The sequence below is a fragment of the Pseudomonas sp. REB1044 genome (genome assembly GCF_038813925.1).
In the GTDB taxonomy this organism is placed as follows: domain Bacteria; phylum Pseudomonadota; class Gammaproteobacteria; order Pseudomonadales; family Pseudomonadaceae; genus Aquipseudomonas; species Aquipseudomonas boreofloridensis.
The window spans coordinates 2,526,623-2,541,038 of sequence record NZ_CP046139.1; the positions used below are offsets into that span (position 1 = coordinate 2,526,623).

A 14,416-nucleotide genomic window follows, 5' to 3' on the forward strand; every position below is an offset into this window, starting at 1 on the left:
CATGGTGCCAATTCCGTTATATGCTCTGCACATTCCCGCCCATACAAGGAGGTTCGGCGCATGTTCGGTTTTCAGCGCAAGTCCGATTCGATGCACAACGAGCGCTGCCGGGAGGCGTTGGCTGCGGTGCAAGCCAAGCTGGCCGCGATCAGCCGGGCGATGGCCATGATCGAGTTCTCCGTTGACGGCGTCATCCTCCAAGCCAATGCCAAGTTCTGTGCCGCGATGGGCTACACGGTGGACGAGATCCTCGGCCAGCACCATCGCCTGTTCTGCGAACCCGACTACGCGAAGAGTGCCGAGTATCAGCAACTGTGGCACGAACTGAGTCAGGGCAAGGCCATCAGCGGCACCTTCGAGCGCCTCGACAAGGCGGGCCGCGAGGTGTGGCTGGAGGCAAGTTACATGCCGGTGCTCGACGAGCAGCAGCAGGTGACCAGCGTGATCTAAGTGGCGGCCGATGTCACCCAGCGCTCCCGCGAATCCCATGAGCGCGAGAGCCTGCTCCAGGCCATCGGGCGCTCGATGGCGGTCATCGAATTCACCCCCGAAGGGCGGGTGATCACCGCCAACCAGAACTTCCTCGACACCATGGGCTATAAGCTCGATGAGGTGGTCGGACGCCACCATGGTCTGTTCTGCCACCTCCATGAGCGTGAATCGGAGCAGTACCGACAGTTCTGGGCATCGCTGAACCGCGGCGAGTACCATTCCCACCGCTTCGAGCGCATCGATAGACAAGGCCGGACAGTGTATCTGGAGGCTTCCTATAACCCGATGTTCGACAGCAAGGGCCGCCTGTACAAGGTGGTCAAGTTCGCCAGCGATATCACCGACCAGATCAGCACCCAGCAGAGCGCAGCCGAGGCCGCCCATGCCAGTTCGGTGCAGACCGACGCTTGCGCGCGCAAGGGCACCGAGGTGGTGCAGCAGGCCGTGCAGGTGATCGAACAGATCTCCGTCGAGCTCAACGATGCCGCGCGCAGCATCGATGCCGTGAGTCGACAGTCACAGGTGATCGGGCAGATCGTGTTGACCATTCGCGGGATCGCCGACCAGACCAACTTGCTTGCGCTCAATGCAGCCATCGAGGCAGCACGCGCCGGGGAGCATGGTCGAGGGTTCGCGGTGGTCGCCGATGAAGTGCGCAGCCTGGCGGCACGCACCAGCAAGGCGACGCTGGAGATTGTCGAGGTGGTGCGCCAGAACCAGGATCTGTCGTTGACTGCAGTTGCCAGCATGCAGTCGAGCCTGTCACGCACGGGGATGGGCGTTGAGTTGGCCAATGAAGCCGGCACGGTGATCATGGAGATCCAGCAGGGCTCGCGGCACGTGGTCGATGCCATCAGCCAGATCAGTTCGACCCTGCAATTGCATTGAGCCCTCGGCGCAGTTCCAGCTCCAGCCCCTGCAGATTCGTCTCCAGGCGCCGTAGGTGCTCGGCGCTGGGGCTATCATCGGCGAGGGCCTGTTCCAAGGCCTCGCAGTCGCGGACCACGCCACGTACCTTGAGCATGCGCGCGCCGCCCTTGATCCGATGGACCAGCGCTTTCAGCTCCGCAGGAGCGCAGTCGGGCGGGAGCGTGCGCAGGGCTTGGAGATCTTCGGCGGTGCTGCGTGCGAGTTGTTCGAGCAGACGCCGGGTGAGACTGGCGTCGTCCTGGGTGAGGTGGCGCAGTTGAGCAAGGTCGAAACCGCTTTCCGGGCGATCAGGCGTACGCGCGGGCGCCTGTGGCAGATGGGCCTTGAGCAGCTGCAGGCCGATGGGTTTGAACAGGCAGTCGTTCATGCCGTCGGCCAGGCATTGCGCTCGCGCTTCGGCCTGGGCATTGGCCGTGATCCCAGAATGGTGCAAGGCGATAGGCCGCGTTCGCGCTCCAAGGCGCGGATACGACGTGTCAATTCATGGCCGTCCATCACCGGCATGCTGCAATCGGTGAGCACCACGTCGAAATCCCCCGCTTGCCACAGGACCCACGCCGCCTCACCGTTTTCCGCGAGGCTGACGTGGTGACCGAGGCTATGCAGTTGCTTTTCCAGGAGCATGAGATTGGCGGGGTAGTCGTCAGCCACCAGGATGCGCAAGGGGTTGCCATCGATGACTTCGACGGGCAAGGCTGAGCCGCTGCTGGGCACGGGGGTGGCGCTCTGTAGCCTGAGTCTGACCTCGACCCGCGTGCCGACGCCTTCCAGGCTCTGCAAATGCAGTTCGCCTGCCATGAGCTGGCACAGGGTTCGGCTGATGATCAGGCCCAGTCCTGCACCGTGACGGACGCGCTGGCTGTCGAGCTGGCCGAAGGCTTTGAACAGCCGCGCCTGGTCCGCCTGGCTGATGCCGATGCCACTGTCCTGCACCTGCAGCTCGACGCGCAGCCAGCCCTCGGCGTCGGGTTCGGTCTGGAGCCGGACATCGACCTGACCCTGGTCGGTGAACTTGATGGCATTGCTGATGAGGTTGGCGATGATCTGGCGCAAGCGCACCGCATCGACGCTGACCCAGGTCGGCGCGTCTGGCAGGCTGGCCTGCAGCGCCAGACCCTTCAGGCGTGCATTGGCCTCGAATGCACGCAGCACGGACCTGACCAGCTCGACCAGGTCGGCGGGAACGCGTTGCAAGGTCATATGGCCGGATTCGATCCGTGAAATATCGAGAATGTCGCCAATCAGGTCGAGTAGGGCACGCGCTGCATCATGCGCGGTTTGCAGGCCCTGCGGATCGCTGCGGCCTTCGCGGTGATCGTTCAGCGCCAGTTCCAGCAGCCCCATGATGGCGTTCATCGGCGTACGAATTTCGTGACTCATGATCGCCAGAAAACTGCTCTTGGCCTGGCTTGCGCGCTCTGCCTCCTCCTTGGCAACACGTAATTGCTCGAGCAAGCTGCGACTGAGCGTCAACTGCGTCTGCAATGCCTGTTGCGCCTCGCTGCGCTGGTGGATGAGCTTGCGCAGGTAGCCATTCCAGAACACCACGCCGGCCAACAGGACCGCCGATAGCACCAGCACTTGCAGGGCCAGTGAACGGTAGTTGCCCCACAGGCTATCGCTGGCGATGGTGCTGGTGCGCCAGCGGTTGATCAACTGGTCGAGTTCGTCCGGCGGAATGCTCAGCAGCGCCTTGTCCAGAATCGATTGCAGCACGGGCAGATCCGGTGACACGGCAAACGCAGCGACGGACTGTTCGTCGTCTTGCAAGCCAGCGATGCGCAGCTTGTCCTTGAACACGTGGGTGAGGTAATAGGCCGCGGCGATCTGGCTGATGAGCGCGACATCGGCTTCGCCCTTGGCCACCGACTCCATCATGGTCAGCGCGTTGTCGCTCTCGATGACCCTGGCCGCAGGGTAGCGTTGCAGCAGCGCCACGTGCGGGGAGGCGCCGCGCACCAGGGCGATGCGCTGATCGTCCAAGCGCTGTGTCAGCGGTGCGTTGCGGCGTACCACGCGCACCGTCGGGCTGACCAGATAAGGGCGGGTGAAGCGCACCCGCGAGGCACGTTCGCGACTGTAGTCGAGCGCACCGGCCATGTGGGCGGCACCCCTTGCCACCTCGTCGACCATGGCCGCCACCGAATCGCGCTCGACGATTTCGAAGCGCAGCCCGGTGCGCAGGCTGATCTGCTTGAGCACTTCCAGGGTGATGCCGGTTGGTTGCTGTTGGCTGTCATTGAAGGTCAGGGGTGCCAGGCTGGGATTGACCAGCACCTGCAGTGTCGGCGCCGTGACCAGCCACTGTTGCTCCTCGGCAGTGAGCGTGGCCAGACGACGTTGCAGTAGCAGGCTGGTGTTGCCGCTGGACCAGCGGCGCAGGATGCTCAGGCGTTCGCTGTCGGTGATGCGCTCCAGTGCCTGATCGACCAGCTTCAGCAGCCTGACGTTGTGCTGGTCCAACGCGAAGGCGAAGCTGCCGGCAGGCGTCGGCACGAAGTGATCGATGCGCACCAGACCTTGGTAGGCGCGGCCGATGGCGTAGTCCGAGCTGATCGCATCGCCGATATAGGCGTCGGCACTGCCCAGCGCCACGGCGCTCAGGCCGGCCTGGGTCGAGCGGTAGAGCTGTAGTCGGGCCTGGGGGTAAAGCGCACGCACCGTGCTGGCAGGCACATAGTGATCGACCATGGCCAAGGTCATTCCGGCCAGGCTTTGATCGTCGAGTTGAGGGCGGTCCTGGCGGGTCACGATCACCGGCAGATCGTCGGCGTAGGGGTGGCTCAGTGCCAGTTGGCCATCTTCCGCCTCGAAGCCGTTGGAGCTGCCGAGCAGGTCAATCTGGCCGCGCCGTAGTGCATCGATGGCCTCTGTACGGCTAGCGAAGCGCCGCACCGTGATCGCAATGCCCAACTGCTCGCCGATCAGACCGGCATAGTCGGCGCTCAGGCCTTCGTAGTCCTGCGGGCTGATGTTGATTTCAAACGGTGGATAGTCGGGCTGGGAGCTACCCAGCACCAGCACCTTGCGCTCATCGAGCCATTGCCGATCGTCCTGACTCAATACCAGCGCTGGGCTGGCACTGAGCGAGCGGGCCAGCAGTTGACGCGGCTGGCTGTCCGCCACGGCGGCTGCCGACACTGTGAGCGTCAGTATCAGCAACAGTCTGCGCAGCCAGGGCGTCATGGGCGCGGGCTCAGGTGATGTTGTTGCGTTTGGCCAGATCGACCATTTCCACCAGCGACTCGGTCTTGAGCTTATCGCCGATGCGGCCACGGTAGGTGCTGATGGTCTTGGCACTGAGGTTCATGGCGGTGCCGATGTACTTGTTGTTCTCCCCGCGTGAAAGCCGGCGCAGCACTTCCATCTCGCGGTTCGACAGACTGTTCAGGCGCACCGTCTCCGACTCAAGTGTGTTGCTGTTGACCGACATCTGCGGAAACGTCGAATAACCCTTGACCAAGGCCTTGAGCGCGAACAGCAGGGCGTCGAGGTCTTCGTCTTTGTTGACGAAGGCCGCGATGCCGGCATCCAGGCAGCGGCGTACGTACAGCTCGGAAGATTGCCCGGTCAGGACCATGATCTTCGGCGCCGGCTCCAGCATCTGCAGGCGCTTGATCACCTCCATGCCGTCCAGCCCCGGCAGACCGATATCGAGGATCACCACCTTGGGTGAGAGCTGACGCGCCATTTGCACGGCCTCGATCCCGTTTCCGGATTCGCCGACCACCTCGAAGCGTTCGCGCTCGAGCAGAATGCGCACGGCCAGGCGGACGGTTGGGTGATCATCGACCATCAGTACGGTGGTCATGGGCAAGCTCCTGTAAGAATTTATGTTCGTTCCTGGCATTACCCAGGAATGCGTCTGTAGGGCCAATCTGGCTGCGCGCACGATACGTCCATCAGAACGCTTTGATAATGGCGAGTATAGGCGTGTGGAAAAAGCCGCCACAGGATGTAGATATTCCCTACAAAAGCGGCTGAGGATGTGGGATTGAGATGACGCTCGCGGCGAGCGCTATCGCGAGCGTGTAGGACGCGGCCTAGACAGGGAAGGCGCCCGGTCAACTGAGCGGCCGGTAGAGGTGGGCGTGGCCTGCCCGGTAGAGCGCCGATTCAGAGAACGGTGCATCGCCCAGGACATGGCCGACCAGAATCAGCGCGGTACGCCGAAAACCCTTCGCTGCCACACCCTCGACAATATCGGCGAGTGTGCCGCGCACCCAGTCCTGATCCGGCCAAGTGGCCCGGTGGACCACGGCAACCGGGCAATCGGCGCCGTAATACGGCAGCAGTTCGGCGACGATCTTCGGCAGGTGACGCACTCCCAGGTGGATCGCCAGCGTGCTGCGATGGCGTGCCAGGTCAGCCAACTGCTCGCCAGCGGGCATGGGCGAGGCATCGGCGTAACGGGTGAGGATTACCGTCTGCGCCACATCCGGCAGCGTCAGCTCGCAGCCGAGCAAGGCGGCGCTGGCGGCCGTGGCGGTGACGCCCGGGATGATCTGGTAGTCGATCCCCAGTTCGCGCAGATGGCGTATCTGCTCACCGATCGCCCCATATAGGCTCGGGTCGCCACTGTGCACGCGAGCCACGTCCAGGCCTTGCTGGTGGGCATCGTGCATGGCGTCGACGATCTGCTGCAGATGCAGTTCGGCGCTATTGAGTACGGTGCGAGCGCTATGGCCCTCGAGCACCGCTGCCGGTACCAGGGATCCCGCGTAGATGATCACCGGACATTGGCGGATCAGGCGCTGGCCCTTGACCGTGATCAGCTCGGGATCGCCGGGGCCGGCCCCGATGAAGTAGACCGTCATGAGACTTCCTTGGGTAGGAGAAGCAGTGCTAGCCGTTGCAGGCAATTGCCAGGGTAGCGTTAGCGAACACTTGGCGGGAAATGCGCAGGCGCGGCTGATCCCCCTGACCGCCGGCCAGTGCCAGTGCCGCGCTTTCGGCGACGCCCCAGCAGCCCGTGGTTTTGTGGGATATTTCTGAGCGGTGGCTGAGCTGGTTCAGGAAGGGCCGCAGTTGTTGCGCGTCGTAGCACACCAGAGGCAGGGCCAGGCGCCGTGACAGCGCGCTCAGACCCGGCTCATCGGCCTTCAACGCAATACTGGCGATTCCGCGCACGGCCGTGATGGCCAGGCCGTGGGCCGCGAGGCTGCGCCGTAGCAGGTGCTCCAGCACCTCGACAGAGCACCCTCGGCGGCAACCGAAGCCTGCGTACAGCGCGCTCATCAGGCCTGAGCGGAACGACGGTAGAGCCAGGCGCTGAGCAGGCCCAACGCAATCCAGAACGCCGCGTTGGTCAACCAGGAGGCCACTTTGAATTGCGCTTCGAGTGCTTCGGGCGCCAGGCTCTCGTGTACCTCGGGCTGAGGGGCACCGATCAGGTGGGGAACGACCAGCAGCGCGGCGCCCAGTACCTTGACCAACCAATGCCGGGCAAACACCAACAGGGCCAGGCCCACGGCTGTGGCCGCTGCGGTGCCGATCCACCAGGTCTGGCGCTGGCCCAGGTCGGCAGCGGCCGTGCCCGGCAGCTCCGGCGGCAGGCCCAGCGTCGGTGCCAGGCAGAACACTGCGAAGCCGCCCAGGCCCCACAGGGCACCCGTGCTGACGCGTCCCGGCTCGCGCAGGCTGTACAACGCGGCGAGGATCAAGGCGAACCCGACCGCCACCACCAGGTTGCCGCCGGTGGTCGATAACACACGCTGCCAGCCATCTTCCGGAGACCAGGCTTCGCTGTCGTGCTCATGGGCAGCCACGGCTTGGCCTGCAGCGTGCTCATGCTGTTCGGCCGGGGCTGCGCTTTCGTAGGTTTCGGCCTGAAGAATCAACGGGGCCACCCAGAAGCTCTGTAGCAGGGTCAGCAGCAGGGCAGCGAGCAGGCCACTGAAGCCTGCGGTGCGGGCAATACGCGTAATCATCGCTGGACCCTCAATGGCAAGGGAAGGCGGCGCTGTGGCGGGTGTCGTGGGCCGCGTTATGCACGGCCTCCAGGTGTGAGAACCCGGCGAAGTAGACCAGGCACAGGCCCAGCAGACTGGCACCGATGGCGACCACCAGGCGTTGGCTGAGACTGACGGGCGTGGCAATGCTGTGTTTGGCGCTGGTGACGGACATGACGCATTCCTCTGCTTTTTTCATGGCGACAGCAAGCGCGGCGAGCCCGGAGCGACAACGTCCAGGAATCGGCAACAGCGCCCGCCCACCGCGGGGTGTGATGACTGAGCGTCGGGCCGGTCTCCGGGCTGGCGAGCAGAAGCAAGGCCTCCAACAGCAGCGTCACCTTCCCATGCCTTGGACACAGTGGATCAGACGCTCGCTCGCTTACCGTTGCGGGGGCAGCACCGGACTGATCGAACCCTGGAATGGGCCTCGACGCACCGGTTTCCCGTTTCACCCCTGCAAGGGGCACCCGACGTAAGGGTGTAAGCAGATCACGGTCATGCGCGCGCCGTCAATTCTTGTTACCAAATACCCTCGCCATGGACGGGCTTTGTGCACAGGCGTCGCACTTTTTTACATTTGCAGGCTCTATGCAGGGCCTGGCTGCGCCGATTCCCGGCTTGGCCGCTGACCCGGACCACGGTGCCGATGCCTGTTCCTGCTCTTCGTCATGGCGCTCGCCTGTTGCTGGTGGGCACGTTGATCACCCTGTGCGCGTGTACTCGCCAGGAGGGTCAGGATGTCTTCACCCAGTTGGGCAATGGCCATCCCAGCGAACTGTTCCAGACCAGCGTCGACCGCATGGCGACCCTGTCGATGCGCGACAACCTGCAGAGCCTCTATCTGCTGATGAACAAGCTGTACCTGCGCAACCCCAACCAGTGGCGTCAGTCCGGCTACCTGGACGCTGCCACCGCCGAGCGGCAGATCCGCCAAGCCATCGAGCAGCGCCAGCCGCTGGCGCAACTGGGCCAACGCCGTGACCTGGCGGCCCTGAGCTATGCCTTGAGCCCCGAGTTTCGCGGTGACCGGGTGGGCGCCTTCATCTATGCCATCGGCAGCATGCTGGTGACCGCCCATGGCGGGCGCACCGAGTTCTACATGACCGACGCCATCGATCCATTGTTCGTCAACAACGCCGCGCGCAACATCGAGAAGGCTACCTGGATGCTCAGCCAACGCCAGGACGCCAACGGCGTGCTGCTGTTGTTCTCCAACGAGATTTCCGAGGAGGGCAGCAACCTGAGTTTCGCCGTGGAGTTCGGCAAGATCGTCGCGCGCCTGGACCTGCTGGCGCAGATGCTCGACGAGCGCTATCGGCGCATTGGCCTGAACTACGCCCAAAGCCTGTTGCTGATGAACTTCCTGCCCGTGCAATGAGCCGCCGGCGGCCCTACAGCAAAGCTTCGATGGCGCGCCGATAGCGCTGGCCCGCCAGGCTCATGCTGTTATTGTGGGTCGCGCCGGGCACCAGCAGCAGAGCCTTGGGCTCCTGGGCGGCGTCGAACAGGGCCTGGCTGAAGCGCGGCGGCACGTAGCGATCGTCCAGGCCATGCACCAGCAGCACGGGCAGGCCGACTTCGCCGATCTTGCCCAGCGAGTCGAACTTCTGCGACAGCAACCAGCGCACCGGCAGGCTGGTATTGGCCACGGCAGCGGCGACGTCGCCAAGTGTCGTAAAGGTCGATTCCAGAATGAGGCCGCGTGCGGGCACTGGCGTGCCGTCGCTGCGGGCCTGCCGGGAAAGTTCGGAGGCCAGTTCAACCGCCACGGCGCCACCGAGCGAGTGGCCGAAGATCAAGCGCTTGCCCGGCACCGGCTGCAGTTGGGCAAAGCGGTCCCAGGCGATGCGCGCGTCTTCGTAGACCGTGGTTTCCGACGGCAGGCCGCCCCGGCTCTGGCCGAAGCCGCGGTAGTCCACCGCCAGTACCGAGTAACCCATGGCATGCAGTTGCTGGATGCGGAACAACTGGCCGGTCAGGTTCCAGCGTACGCCATGCAGATAAAGGATCGCCGGTGCATCCGCGCGTTTGGCAGGCCACCACCAGGCATGCAGGCTCTGCCCCTGGGTGAAGCTGCGCGCACGCAAGTCCAGCTCCTGTACGCCAGCCGGCAGGCCATGGAACCAGCTGGCTTGACCGGGTTCGATACGAAACACCAGCTCACGCTCTTTATGTTGCAGCACGGCGCAGCCCGTTGGCAGGCCGATCACCAGCAGGGCCACGGCCAGCCAGGTGAACCAGCGGCGTTTGAGATGAGAGAACAGGGTGGCGGTCATGAATAAGGTCGCAGGACAAGGCACCGAAGCGTTTTAGCAGAACCTCGCTGCTGGCTGTAGGAAATTTTCCCCGAGCGGTTCGGCGACAGGGTTACAAGCTGTGTCGCTCACGGCACAACAGCCAGGCCGGTCCTTGCTCGCAGTGGCGTAGGAGGGTTAGCTTTCTCCGATACTGTCAATGGAACGCTGATCGTGGACTCGATTACCCAAGCTGTATTGGGCGCGGCGCTGCAGGGCACCTTACTCGGCCGTCTGCAGGGGCGCCGTGCGCTGGTCTATGGCGCGGCATTGGCCACTGTGCCGGACCTGGATGTGGTGATCCACTACGCCGATCCGGTGTCGCAGATGACCTATCACCGCGGTTTTTCCCATTCGATCTTCGTCCTCACTGGGGTGGCCTTGCTGCTCGCCTGGCTGGTGGCCTGCATCGGTCGGCGCCGCAGGCCAGACGCAGGCTACCGCTGGCCGCGACTGTTCGTGGCGTTCTGGCTGGTGCTGGTCACTCATCCGCTGCTGGACGCCTTCACGGTCTACGGCACCCAGTTGTTCTGGCCGCTGACACTGACGCCGCTGAGCTGGGCCGCCGTGTTCATCATCGACCCGATCTACACCTTGCCCTTGCTGATGGCCGTGGCTTACGCCTTCTGGCGCGGGCCAGGGCGCAGAGCCCGGGGTTTGATGACGGCGGCGTTGATCTTCAGCACGGCGTACCTGGGTTTTGGACTGGCCGGGCGCATGACCGTCGAACGGCGCTTCGAACAGGCCTTGCAGGCGCAAGGCGTGGCGCCGCGCGAAGTTCGCGCCATGCCGATGGCGTTCAACAACCTGCTCTGGCGAGTCCTGGCCAAGACTGAGGACGACGGCTATTACGAAGGGTGAGCAGTTTGTTCGACCGCGAGCCGCCGGAGATGCAATACCTGTCGTTGAATACGCCACTGGCCAAGGTGTTGCAGGACGACCCGTTGTACACGCGTCTGCGCTGGTTTACCGATGACTGGCTGCGCTACGACGTGGTCGGCAGTACGCTGGTAGTCACCGACCTGCGCATGGGGATTCCCGGTAATTACAATTTCCGCTTCGCCATGGCCCGTCGCGACGCACAAGGTCAGTGGCAGGTCGAAACGCCGTCGCGCTGGCGCGACAATGGCACTTCGATGTTCAACGGCGGTGATCTGGCGCTGATCGGGCGGCGCATCTTCGACCAGCACCCGCCGCTGCCGTTGCAGGCGTGGACGGCACGGGCGATGGCGCCTGCGGCAGCGTCCGGGGTGTCTCGCTGAACGGTCGCTCGGCCGGGCTCGACCTGGTCAAGTGGGTGGCCATCCTCAGCATGGTCGCCGATCACCTGCGTTACCTGTGGCCCGAGGCCGTCGATCTGTTCGTCACCGGTCGGCTGGCGTTCCCGTTGTTCTGTCTAGTGATCGCCTGCCATGTGATGCGCGTGCCATCGGGGCAGTTGTACCGCTCGACCCATGCGCGCTACCTGGCTTGGATGCTGGCGTTCTGCATGCTCTCGGAGCCGCCTTATCGCTGGCTGGACACGGGAACAACGACTTTCAGCGTGATGCCGACGCTGACCTTGGGCCTGCTCTGCGCATGGGGTGTGCATCATCCACAACGGCTGGCGCGGCTGGCAGCAGTTTCGGCGGTGCTAGTGGCATGGCTAACCCGTGATCGGTTGATGTACGGGCTGCCGGGCGTGTTACTGCCCGCCGGTTGCCTGTTGCTGTGGAACGGACTGCGGGTGGGATTCGTGTTGCCGATGGTGTTGGCCATCGCCGGCAACATGACCAACAGTTGGCTGGCCTCGCATCTGGCACAGCCCTTCACATGGATGGTAATGGCCAGCGCTGCCTTGGCGATTCCCCTTGGGTGGCGAATGCTTGCGTGCAACCGCTGGCGCATCAGCCCTGTAGGACGTTGGGCCTACGGGTTCTATCCGTTGCATCTGCTGGTGATCAAGGCGGTGCTGATCATGCGTGTGTCCGGCACCGGGTGACGGTAGGCGTTGGGCTCAGGCGCCCGAGTCAGGGTCGACACGTGGCACGGTGGGATGCTTTTCCTGATCATCGTCGGTGAGGTTAGGTGCCGCGTCGGGGTCGTCGACGCGGTCGTTGCGCTGTTCAGGATCCAGGTCAGGCCATTCGGTCTGCGCATCGCCGCCACCCATCCGGTGTTTGTCGTTCATGGTATTCACCTCGAGACTCTCGCTGTACCGCAGGCTGGAAAAAGGCCTGCCCGCAGGCAGGCCAACACAGGAGTGAGGGGCAGCCCATTGGCCGCCCTCATAGGCTGTGAGTCAGCCGACACCCGCAGTGTCCATGCGAACGCTCAAGGGGCCGACCGACGGTGCTGTTCGTCCACTGCCCACCCGCCGCCCAAGGCCACATACAGGTTCACCTCGGCGAGCAGTTGTGCCAGTCGGTCATCGATCAGCCCCTGGCGCGCGCTGAACAACGAACGCTGCGCATCGAGGAAGGTCAGGCTGCTGTCCACTCCCGCCCGATAGCGGTTGCTCGCCAAGTCGTAGTAGTGCTGAGTGGCGTCCACCAGGTCGCGCTGCGCCAGCAGTTGCCGACGATAGGTCGAACGCGCAGCCAAACCATCGGACACCTCCTGGAACGCGGTCTGGATGGATTTTTCGTAGCGCGCCACCTCGAGTGTTTTCTGCAGTTGCGCATAATCAAGACTCGCGCGCAGGCTGCCGGCGTTGAACAGTGGCAGGCTGATTTGCGGCTGGAACAGCCACGTGCCGCTGCCGCCGTCGAACAGCCCGGAGAGTTCGCGGCTGGCACTGCCGGCGCTGGCAGTCAGGCGAATGCCAGGGAAGAAGGCAGCGCGCGCTGCTCCGATATCCGCGTTGGCCGCGCGCAGACGGTACTCGGCCTCGAGAATATCGGGCCGCCGTTGCAGCAGATCGTCGGACAGCCCGGCGGGTAGCTCGACCACCTGTTCGGCCGCCAGCGGCAAGCCCGGCAGGCGCTCGTCGAGCGTTGAGCCCACCAGCAGGGACAACTGATTGACGTCCTGGGCGACCTGGCGCTGGTAGCGAGCAACCGCCGTACGGCCCGTCTCGACGCGGGTCTGGGCTTGCAGCACCTGCAAGGCCGACACGCTGCCGGCACGACGCTGACCTTGGGTCAGGTGCAGACGCTGTTGATCGGCCTCCAGGGTCTGGCGTGACAGCGCCAGCAATTCCAGGTCGGCGCGCCAGGTCAGGTAGCTGCTGGCGACGCTGGCCACCAGGGTGAGTTGCACGCTGCGGCGGGCCTGTTCGCTGGCCAAATAGGTCAGCAGGGCCTTGTCGCTAAGGCTGCGCAGGCGGCCGAACAGGTCGAGCTCGAATGCACTCAGGCCCAACGTGGCGGAGTAGGTCTGGCTGATGGCGCCGTCATCGCTGCCGGTCATCCGCCGTGGCAGGTACTGGCGCTGGCCTTGGGCATCGGCGAAGAGGTGCGGCAACTGCTCGGCGCGCTGGAGGCGAAATTGCGCACGGTAGGCCTGGACGTTGAGCGCCGCCACGCGCAGGTCGCGGTTGTCGCGCAGGGCGCGTTCGATCAACTCGCGCAGCAGCGGGTCGCGAAAGACCATCTGGCCGCGCAGGCGGTCATCAGAAACGCCAGGCTCGACCGGGGCCGCCTGGGTCTGGGCGAAGCGCGCTGGCACGGGCGAGGGTGGCCGATGGTAATCGGGGGTGAGGGTACAGCCGCTGAGCAGCAACACGAGCAGGGCGGCAGGGTATCTAAGCATGGTGTTCTCTGTCTGGCTCAAGCGCCGGCCATCCATCGGGCCAGGCCGTGGCGCCCACTGACGCCGAGCTTGGCGGTGGCGCGCTTGAGGTAGGTTTCCACCGAACTGTTCTTCACGTTCAGCCGCTGCGCCATTTCCGGCACGGTGCCTCCGGTCAGCAGGCCCAGGCACACCTGCTGTTCGCGGCTGGAGAGCTGCACCGCTTCCTGCGCCAAACGCTCGTCGAAGCCCTGGCGCAATAGGTCGGCACTGTCCGAGTCCTCGTCGGTGCCGGGTGTCAGGCGCTGCGCGTGATACTCCAGCAAGGGCAGCAGTGTGTCGGCCAGACGCTTGAGCAGCGATAGCTCAGTGAGCGAAAAGGCGCGTTGGCTGAGCGATCGATGAAAGCCGATCACCCAGCGCCGGTCACCGCTGCGCGACACCAGCTTGCACTGATGCAGATGCTGGTGTGCGCTGCCCTTGCGCTGTGAACGCTTGTGCTGGATCAGCAGCGGGTCTTTCATCTGCACGATGTCCTGCAGCAAGGCAAGGCCGGTGGGGGTTGCCGAGCAGAGCGCGTCGCTCGCCCCGGCACTGCCCAGCATCCTGGTCCGCTCGACGCAGCCCTGGCGGCTGTCGATCGTCCACTCACTCAGGTCGAGCCGGTGCACCGGCACGAGTCCGTCGACGAATCGCAGCATGTGACCGGCGAAGTCAGGCTCGCTGGCACTGGCGATCAGTTCACCCAGTTGCAGATAGAGGCGCGCATCGTGCGGCCTCAGGCGGCGGGGGTCGAGTTTCATGTCTGTTCATCCTTGATTCGTGTACTACACCGACGAGTCAGCCACCGGCGCAGAGGCTGCCCGAGCGAAGGCGGCGCTATTCAAGACCGGTGGTGCAGGTCGCGTCTGTAGTGGAAACCGGGGACAGAAAATGGCACCGATAAGCGACCAATTGGAGAGCCGTTTCAGGTGAAGTAAAACGTTTGAGCCTTAATGGTCAGCAAATTGGCGTCAAAATGCCGATGATCGCAAC

11 protein-coding genes, 3 pseudogenes and 1 riboswitch are annotated in these 14,416 nt (G+C 64.2%); of the genes and pseudogenes, 4 read left to right on the forward strand and 10 right to left on the reverse strand.

What is annotated here, in order from left to right; translation table 11 throughout:
* The first annotated feature begins 60 nt into the window (after window positions 1-60).
* Window positions 61-1,380 (forward strand): annotated as a pseudogene (locus GKC70_RS11460) (PAS domain-containing methyl-accepting chemotaxis protein).
* Here GKC70_RS11460 and GKC70_RS11465 read toward each other — a convergent pair.
* The 6 genes and pseudogenes from GKC70_RS11465 to GKC70_RS11490 all read right to left on the reverse strand — a co-directional run bounded on the left by GKC70_RS11465 (window position 1,355) and on the right by GKC70_RS11490 (window position 7,548).
* A pseudogene (locus GKC70_RS11465) lies at window positions 1,355-4,608 on the reverse strand (transporter substrate-binding domain-containing protein). The pseudogenes GKC70_RS11460 and GKC70_RS11465 sit on opposite strands and share 26 nt — an antisense overlap.
* Before the next feature lie 10 nt (window positions 4,609-4,618).
* Window positions 4,619-5,233: a response regulator transcription factor gene (locus GKC70_RS11470; RefSeq protein WP_039578027.1), complete on the reverse strand. Its 615-nt coding sequence runs from the start codon at window positions 5,231-5,233 to the stop codon at window positions 4,619-4,621.
* 253 nt (window positions 5,234-5,486) lie between these two features.
* On the reverse strand, window positions 5,487-6,239 hold the full coding sequence (gene cobM / locus GKC70_RS11475; RefSeq protein WP_342651397.1) for a precorrin-4 C(11)-methyltransferase: 753 nt from the start codon (window positions 6,237-6,239) through the stop codon (window positions 5,487-5,489).
* A 28-nt stretch (window positions 6,240-6,267) separates the two neighbouring features.
* Window positions 6,268-6,660: a cobalamin biosynthesis protein gene (locus GKC70_RS11480; protein WP_342651398.1), complete on the reverse strand. Its 393-nt coding sequence runs from the start codon at window positions 6,658-6,660 to the stop codon at window positions 6,268-6,270.
* Entirely contained in the window at window positions 6,660-7,352 is a 693-nt protein-coding gene (locus tag GKC70_RS11485; RefSeq protein WP_342651399.1) for a CbtA family protein, read from the reverse strand. Before GKC70_RS11485 ends, GKC70_RS11480 begins: the two co-directional genes overlap by 1 nt.
* A gap of 10 nt (window positions 7,353-7,362) precedes the next feature.
* Window positions 7,363-7,548 carry a CbtB-domain containing protein gene (locus tag GKC70_RS11490; RefSeq protein WP_039578008.1) on the reverse strand — a complete coding sequence of 62 codons (186 nt, stop codon included), beginning with the start codon at window positions 7,546-7,548 and terminating at the stop codon, window positions 7,363-7,365.
* Between the two features lie 96 nt (window positions 7,549-7,644).
* Window positions 7,645-7,862: riboswitch (cobalamin riboswitch) on the reverse strand.
* 160 nt (window positions 7,863-8,022) lie between these two features.
* Here GKC70_RS11490 and GKC70_RS11495 point away from each other — a divergent pair.
* Complete coding sequence (locus GKC70_RS11495) at window positions 8,023-8,754, forward strand: hypothetical protein (protein ID WP_029613507.1); 732 nt, start codon at window positions 8,023-8,025, stop codon at window positions 8,752-8,754.
* Window positions 8,755-8,767: 13 nt separating this feature from the next.
* On the opposite strand, the gene GKC70_RS11500 is transcribed toward GKC70_RS11495, so the two are convergent.
* Window positions 8,768-9,652, reverse strand: a complete 885-nt coding sequence (locus tag GKC70_RS11500) for an alpha/beta hydrolase (RefSeq protein ID WP_317871115.1) — start codon at window positions 9,650-9,652, stop codon at window positions 8,768-8,770.
* 192 nt (window positions 9,653-9,844) lie between these two features.
* On the opposite strand from GKC70_RS11500, the pseudogene GKC70_RS11505 reads away from it, so the two are divergent.
* Together GKC70_RS11505 and GKC70_RS11510 are read left to right on the forward strand one after the other, a co-directional pair.
* A pseudogene (locus GKC70_RS11505) lies at window positions 9,845-10,932 on the forward strand (metal-dependent hydrolase).
* Complete coding sequence (locus GKC70_RS11510) at window positions 10,881-11,651, forward strand: TraX family protein (RefSeq protein ID WP_342651400.1); 771 nt, start codon at window positions 10,881-10,883, stop codon at window positions 11,649-11,651. Before GKC70_RS11505 ends, GKC70_RS11510 begins: the two are co-directional and overlap by 52 nt.
* Window positions 11,652-11,666: 15 nt before the next feature.
* Here the strand turns inward: GKC70_RS11510 and GKC70_RS11515 are convergent, their stop codons facing one another.
* The 3 genes from GKC70_RS11515 to GKC70_RS11525 all read right to left on the reverse strand — a co-directional run bounded on the left by GKC70_RS11515 (window position 11,667) and on the right by GKC70_RS11525 (window position 14,184).
* Window positions 11,667-11,840, reverse strand: a complete 174-nt coding sequence (locus GKC70_RS11515) for a hypothetical protein (RefSeq protein WP_162889535.1) — start codon at window positions 11,838-11,840, stop codon at window positions 11,667-11,669.
* 143 nt (window positions 11,841-11,983) lie between these two features.
* The gene (locus GKC70_RS11520; protein WP_342651401.1) at window positions 11,984-13,402 is read right to left on the reverse strand and encodes an efflux transporter outer membrane subunit; all 1,419 of its coding nucleotides are present in this window, start codon (window positions 13,400-13,402) and stop codon (window positions 11,984-11,986) included.
* Window positions 13,403-13,419: 17 nt separating this feature from the next.
* Window positions 13,420-14,184 (reverse strand): helix-turn-helix transcriptional regulator, encoded by a 765-nt coding sequence (locus tag GKC70_RS11525; RefSeq protein ID WP_342651402.1) that lies wholly within the window; start codon window positions 14,182-14,184, stop codon window positions 13,420-13,422.
* Window positions 14,185-14,416 lie beyond the last annotated feature (232 nt).

What these genes read in the sequence shown, in the direction of transcription:
- GKC70_RS11470 (WP_039578027.1), bottom strand. Translation starts at nt 5,233, where the DNA reads ATGACCACCGTACTGATGGTCGATGATCACCCAACCGTCCGCCTGGCC.
- cobM (WP_342651397.1), bottom strand. Translation starts at nt 6,239, where the DNA reads ATGACGGTCTACTTCATCGGGGCCGGCCCCGGCGATCCCGAGCTGATC.
- GKC70_RS11480 (WP_342651398.1), bottom strand. Translation starts at nt 6,660, where the DNA reads ATGAGCGCGCTGTACGCAGGCTTCGGTTGCCGCCGAGGGTGCTCTGTC.
- GKC70_RS11485 (WP_342651399.1), bottom strand. Translation starts at nt 7,352, where the DNA reads ATGATTACGCGTATTGCCCGCACCGCAGGCTTCAGTGGCCTGCTCGCT.
- GKC70_RS11490 (WP_039578008.1), bottom strand. Translation starts at nt 7,548, where the DNA reads ATGTCCGTCACCAGCGCCAAACACAGCATTGCCACGCCCGTCAGTCTC.
- GKC70_RS11495 (WP_029613507.1), top strand. Translation starts at nt 8,023, where the DNA reads ATGCCTGTTCCTGCTCTTCGTCATGGCGCTCGCCTGTTGCTGGTGGGC.
- GKC70_RS11500 (WP_317871115.1), bottom strand. Translation starts at nt 9,652, where the DNA reads ATGACCGCCACCCTGTTCTCTCATCTCAAACGCCGCTGGTTCACCTGG.
- GKC70_RS11515 (WP_162889535.1), bottom strand. Translation starts at nt 11,840, where the DNA reads ATGAACGACAAACACCGGATGGGTGGCGGCGATGCGCAGACCGAATGG.
- GKC70_RS11520 (WP_342651401.1), bottom strand. Translation starts at nt 13,402, where the DNA reads ATGCTTAGATACCCTGCCGCCCTGCTCGTGTTGCTGCTCAGCGGCTGT.
- GKC70_RS11525 (WP_342651402.1), bottom strand. Translation starts at nt 14,184, where the DNA reads ATGAAACTCGACCCCCGCCGCCTGAGGCCGCACGATGCGCGCCTCTAT.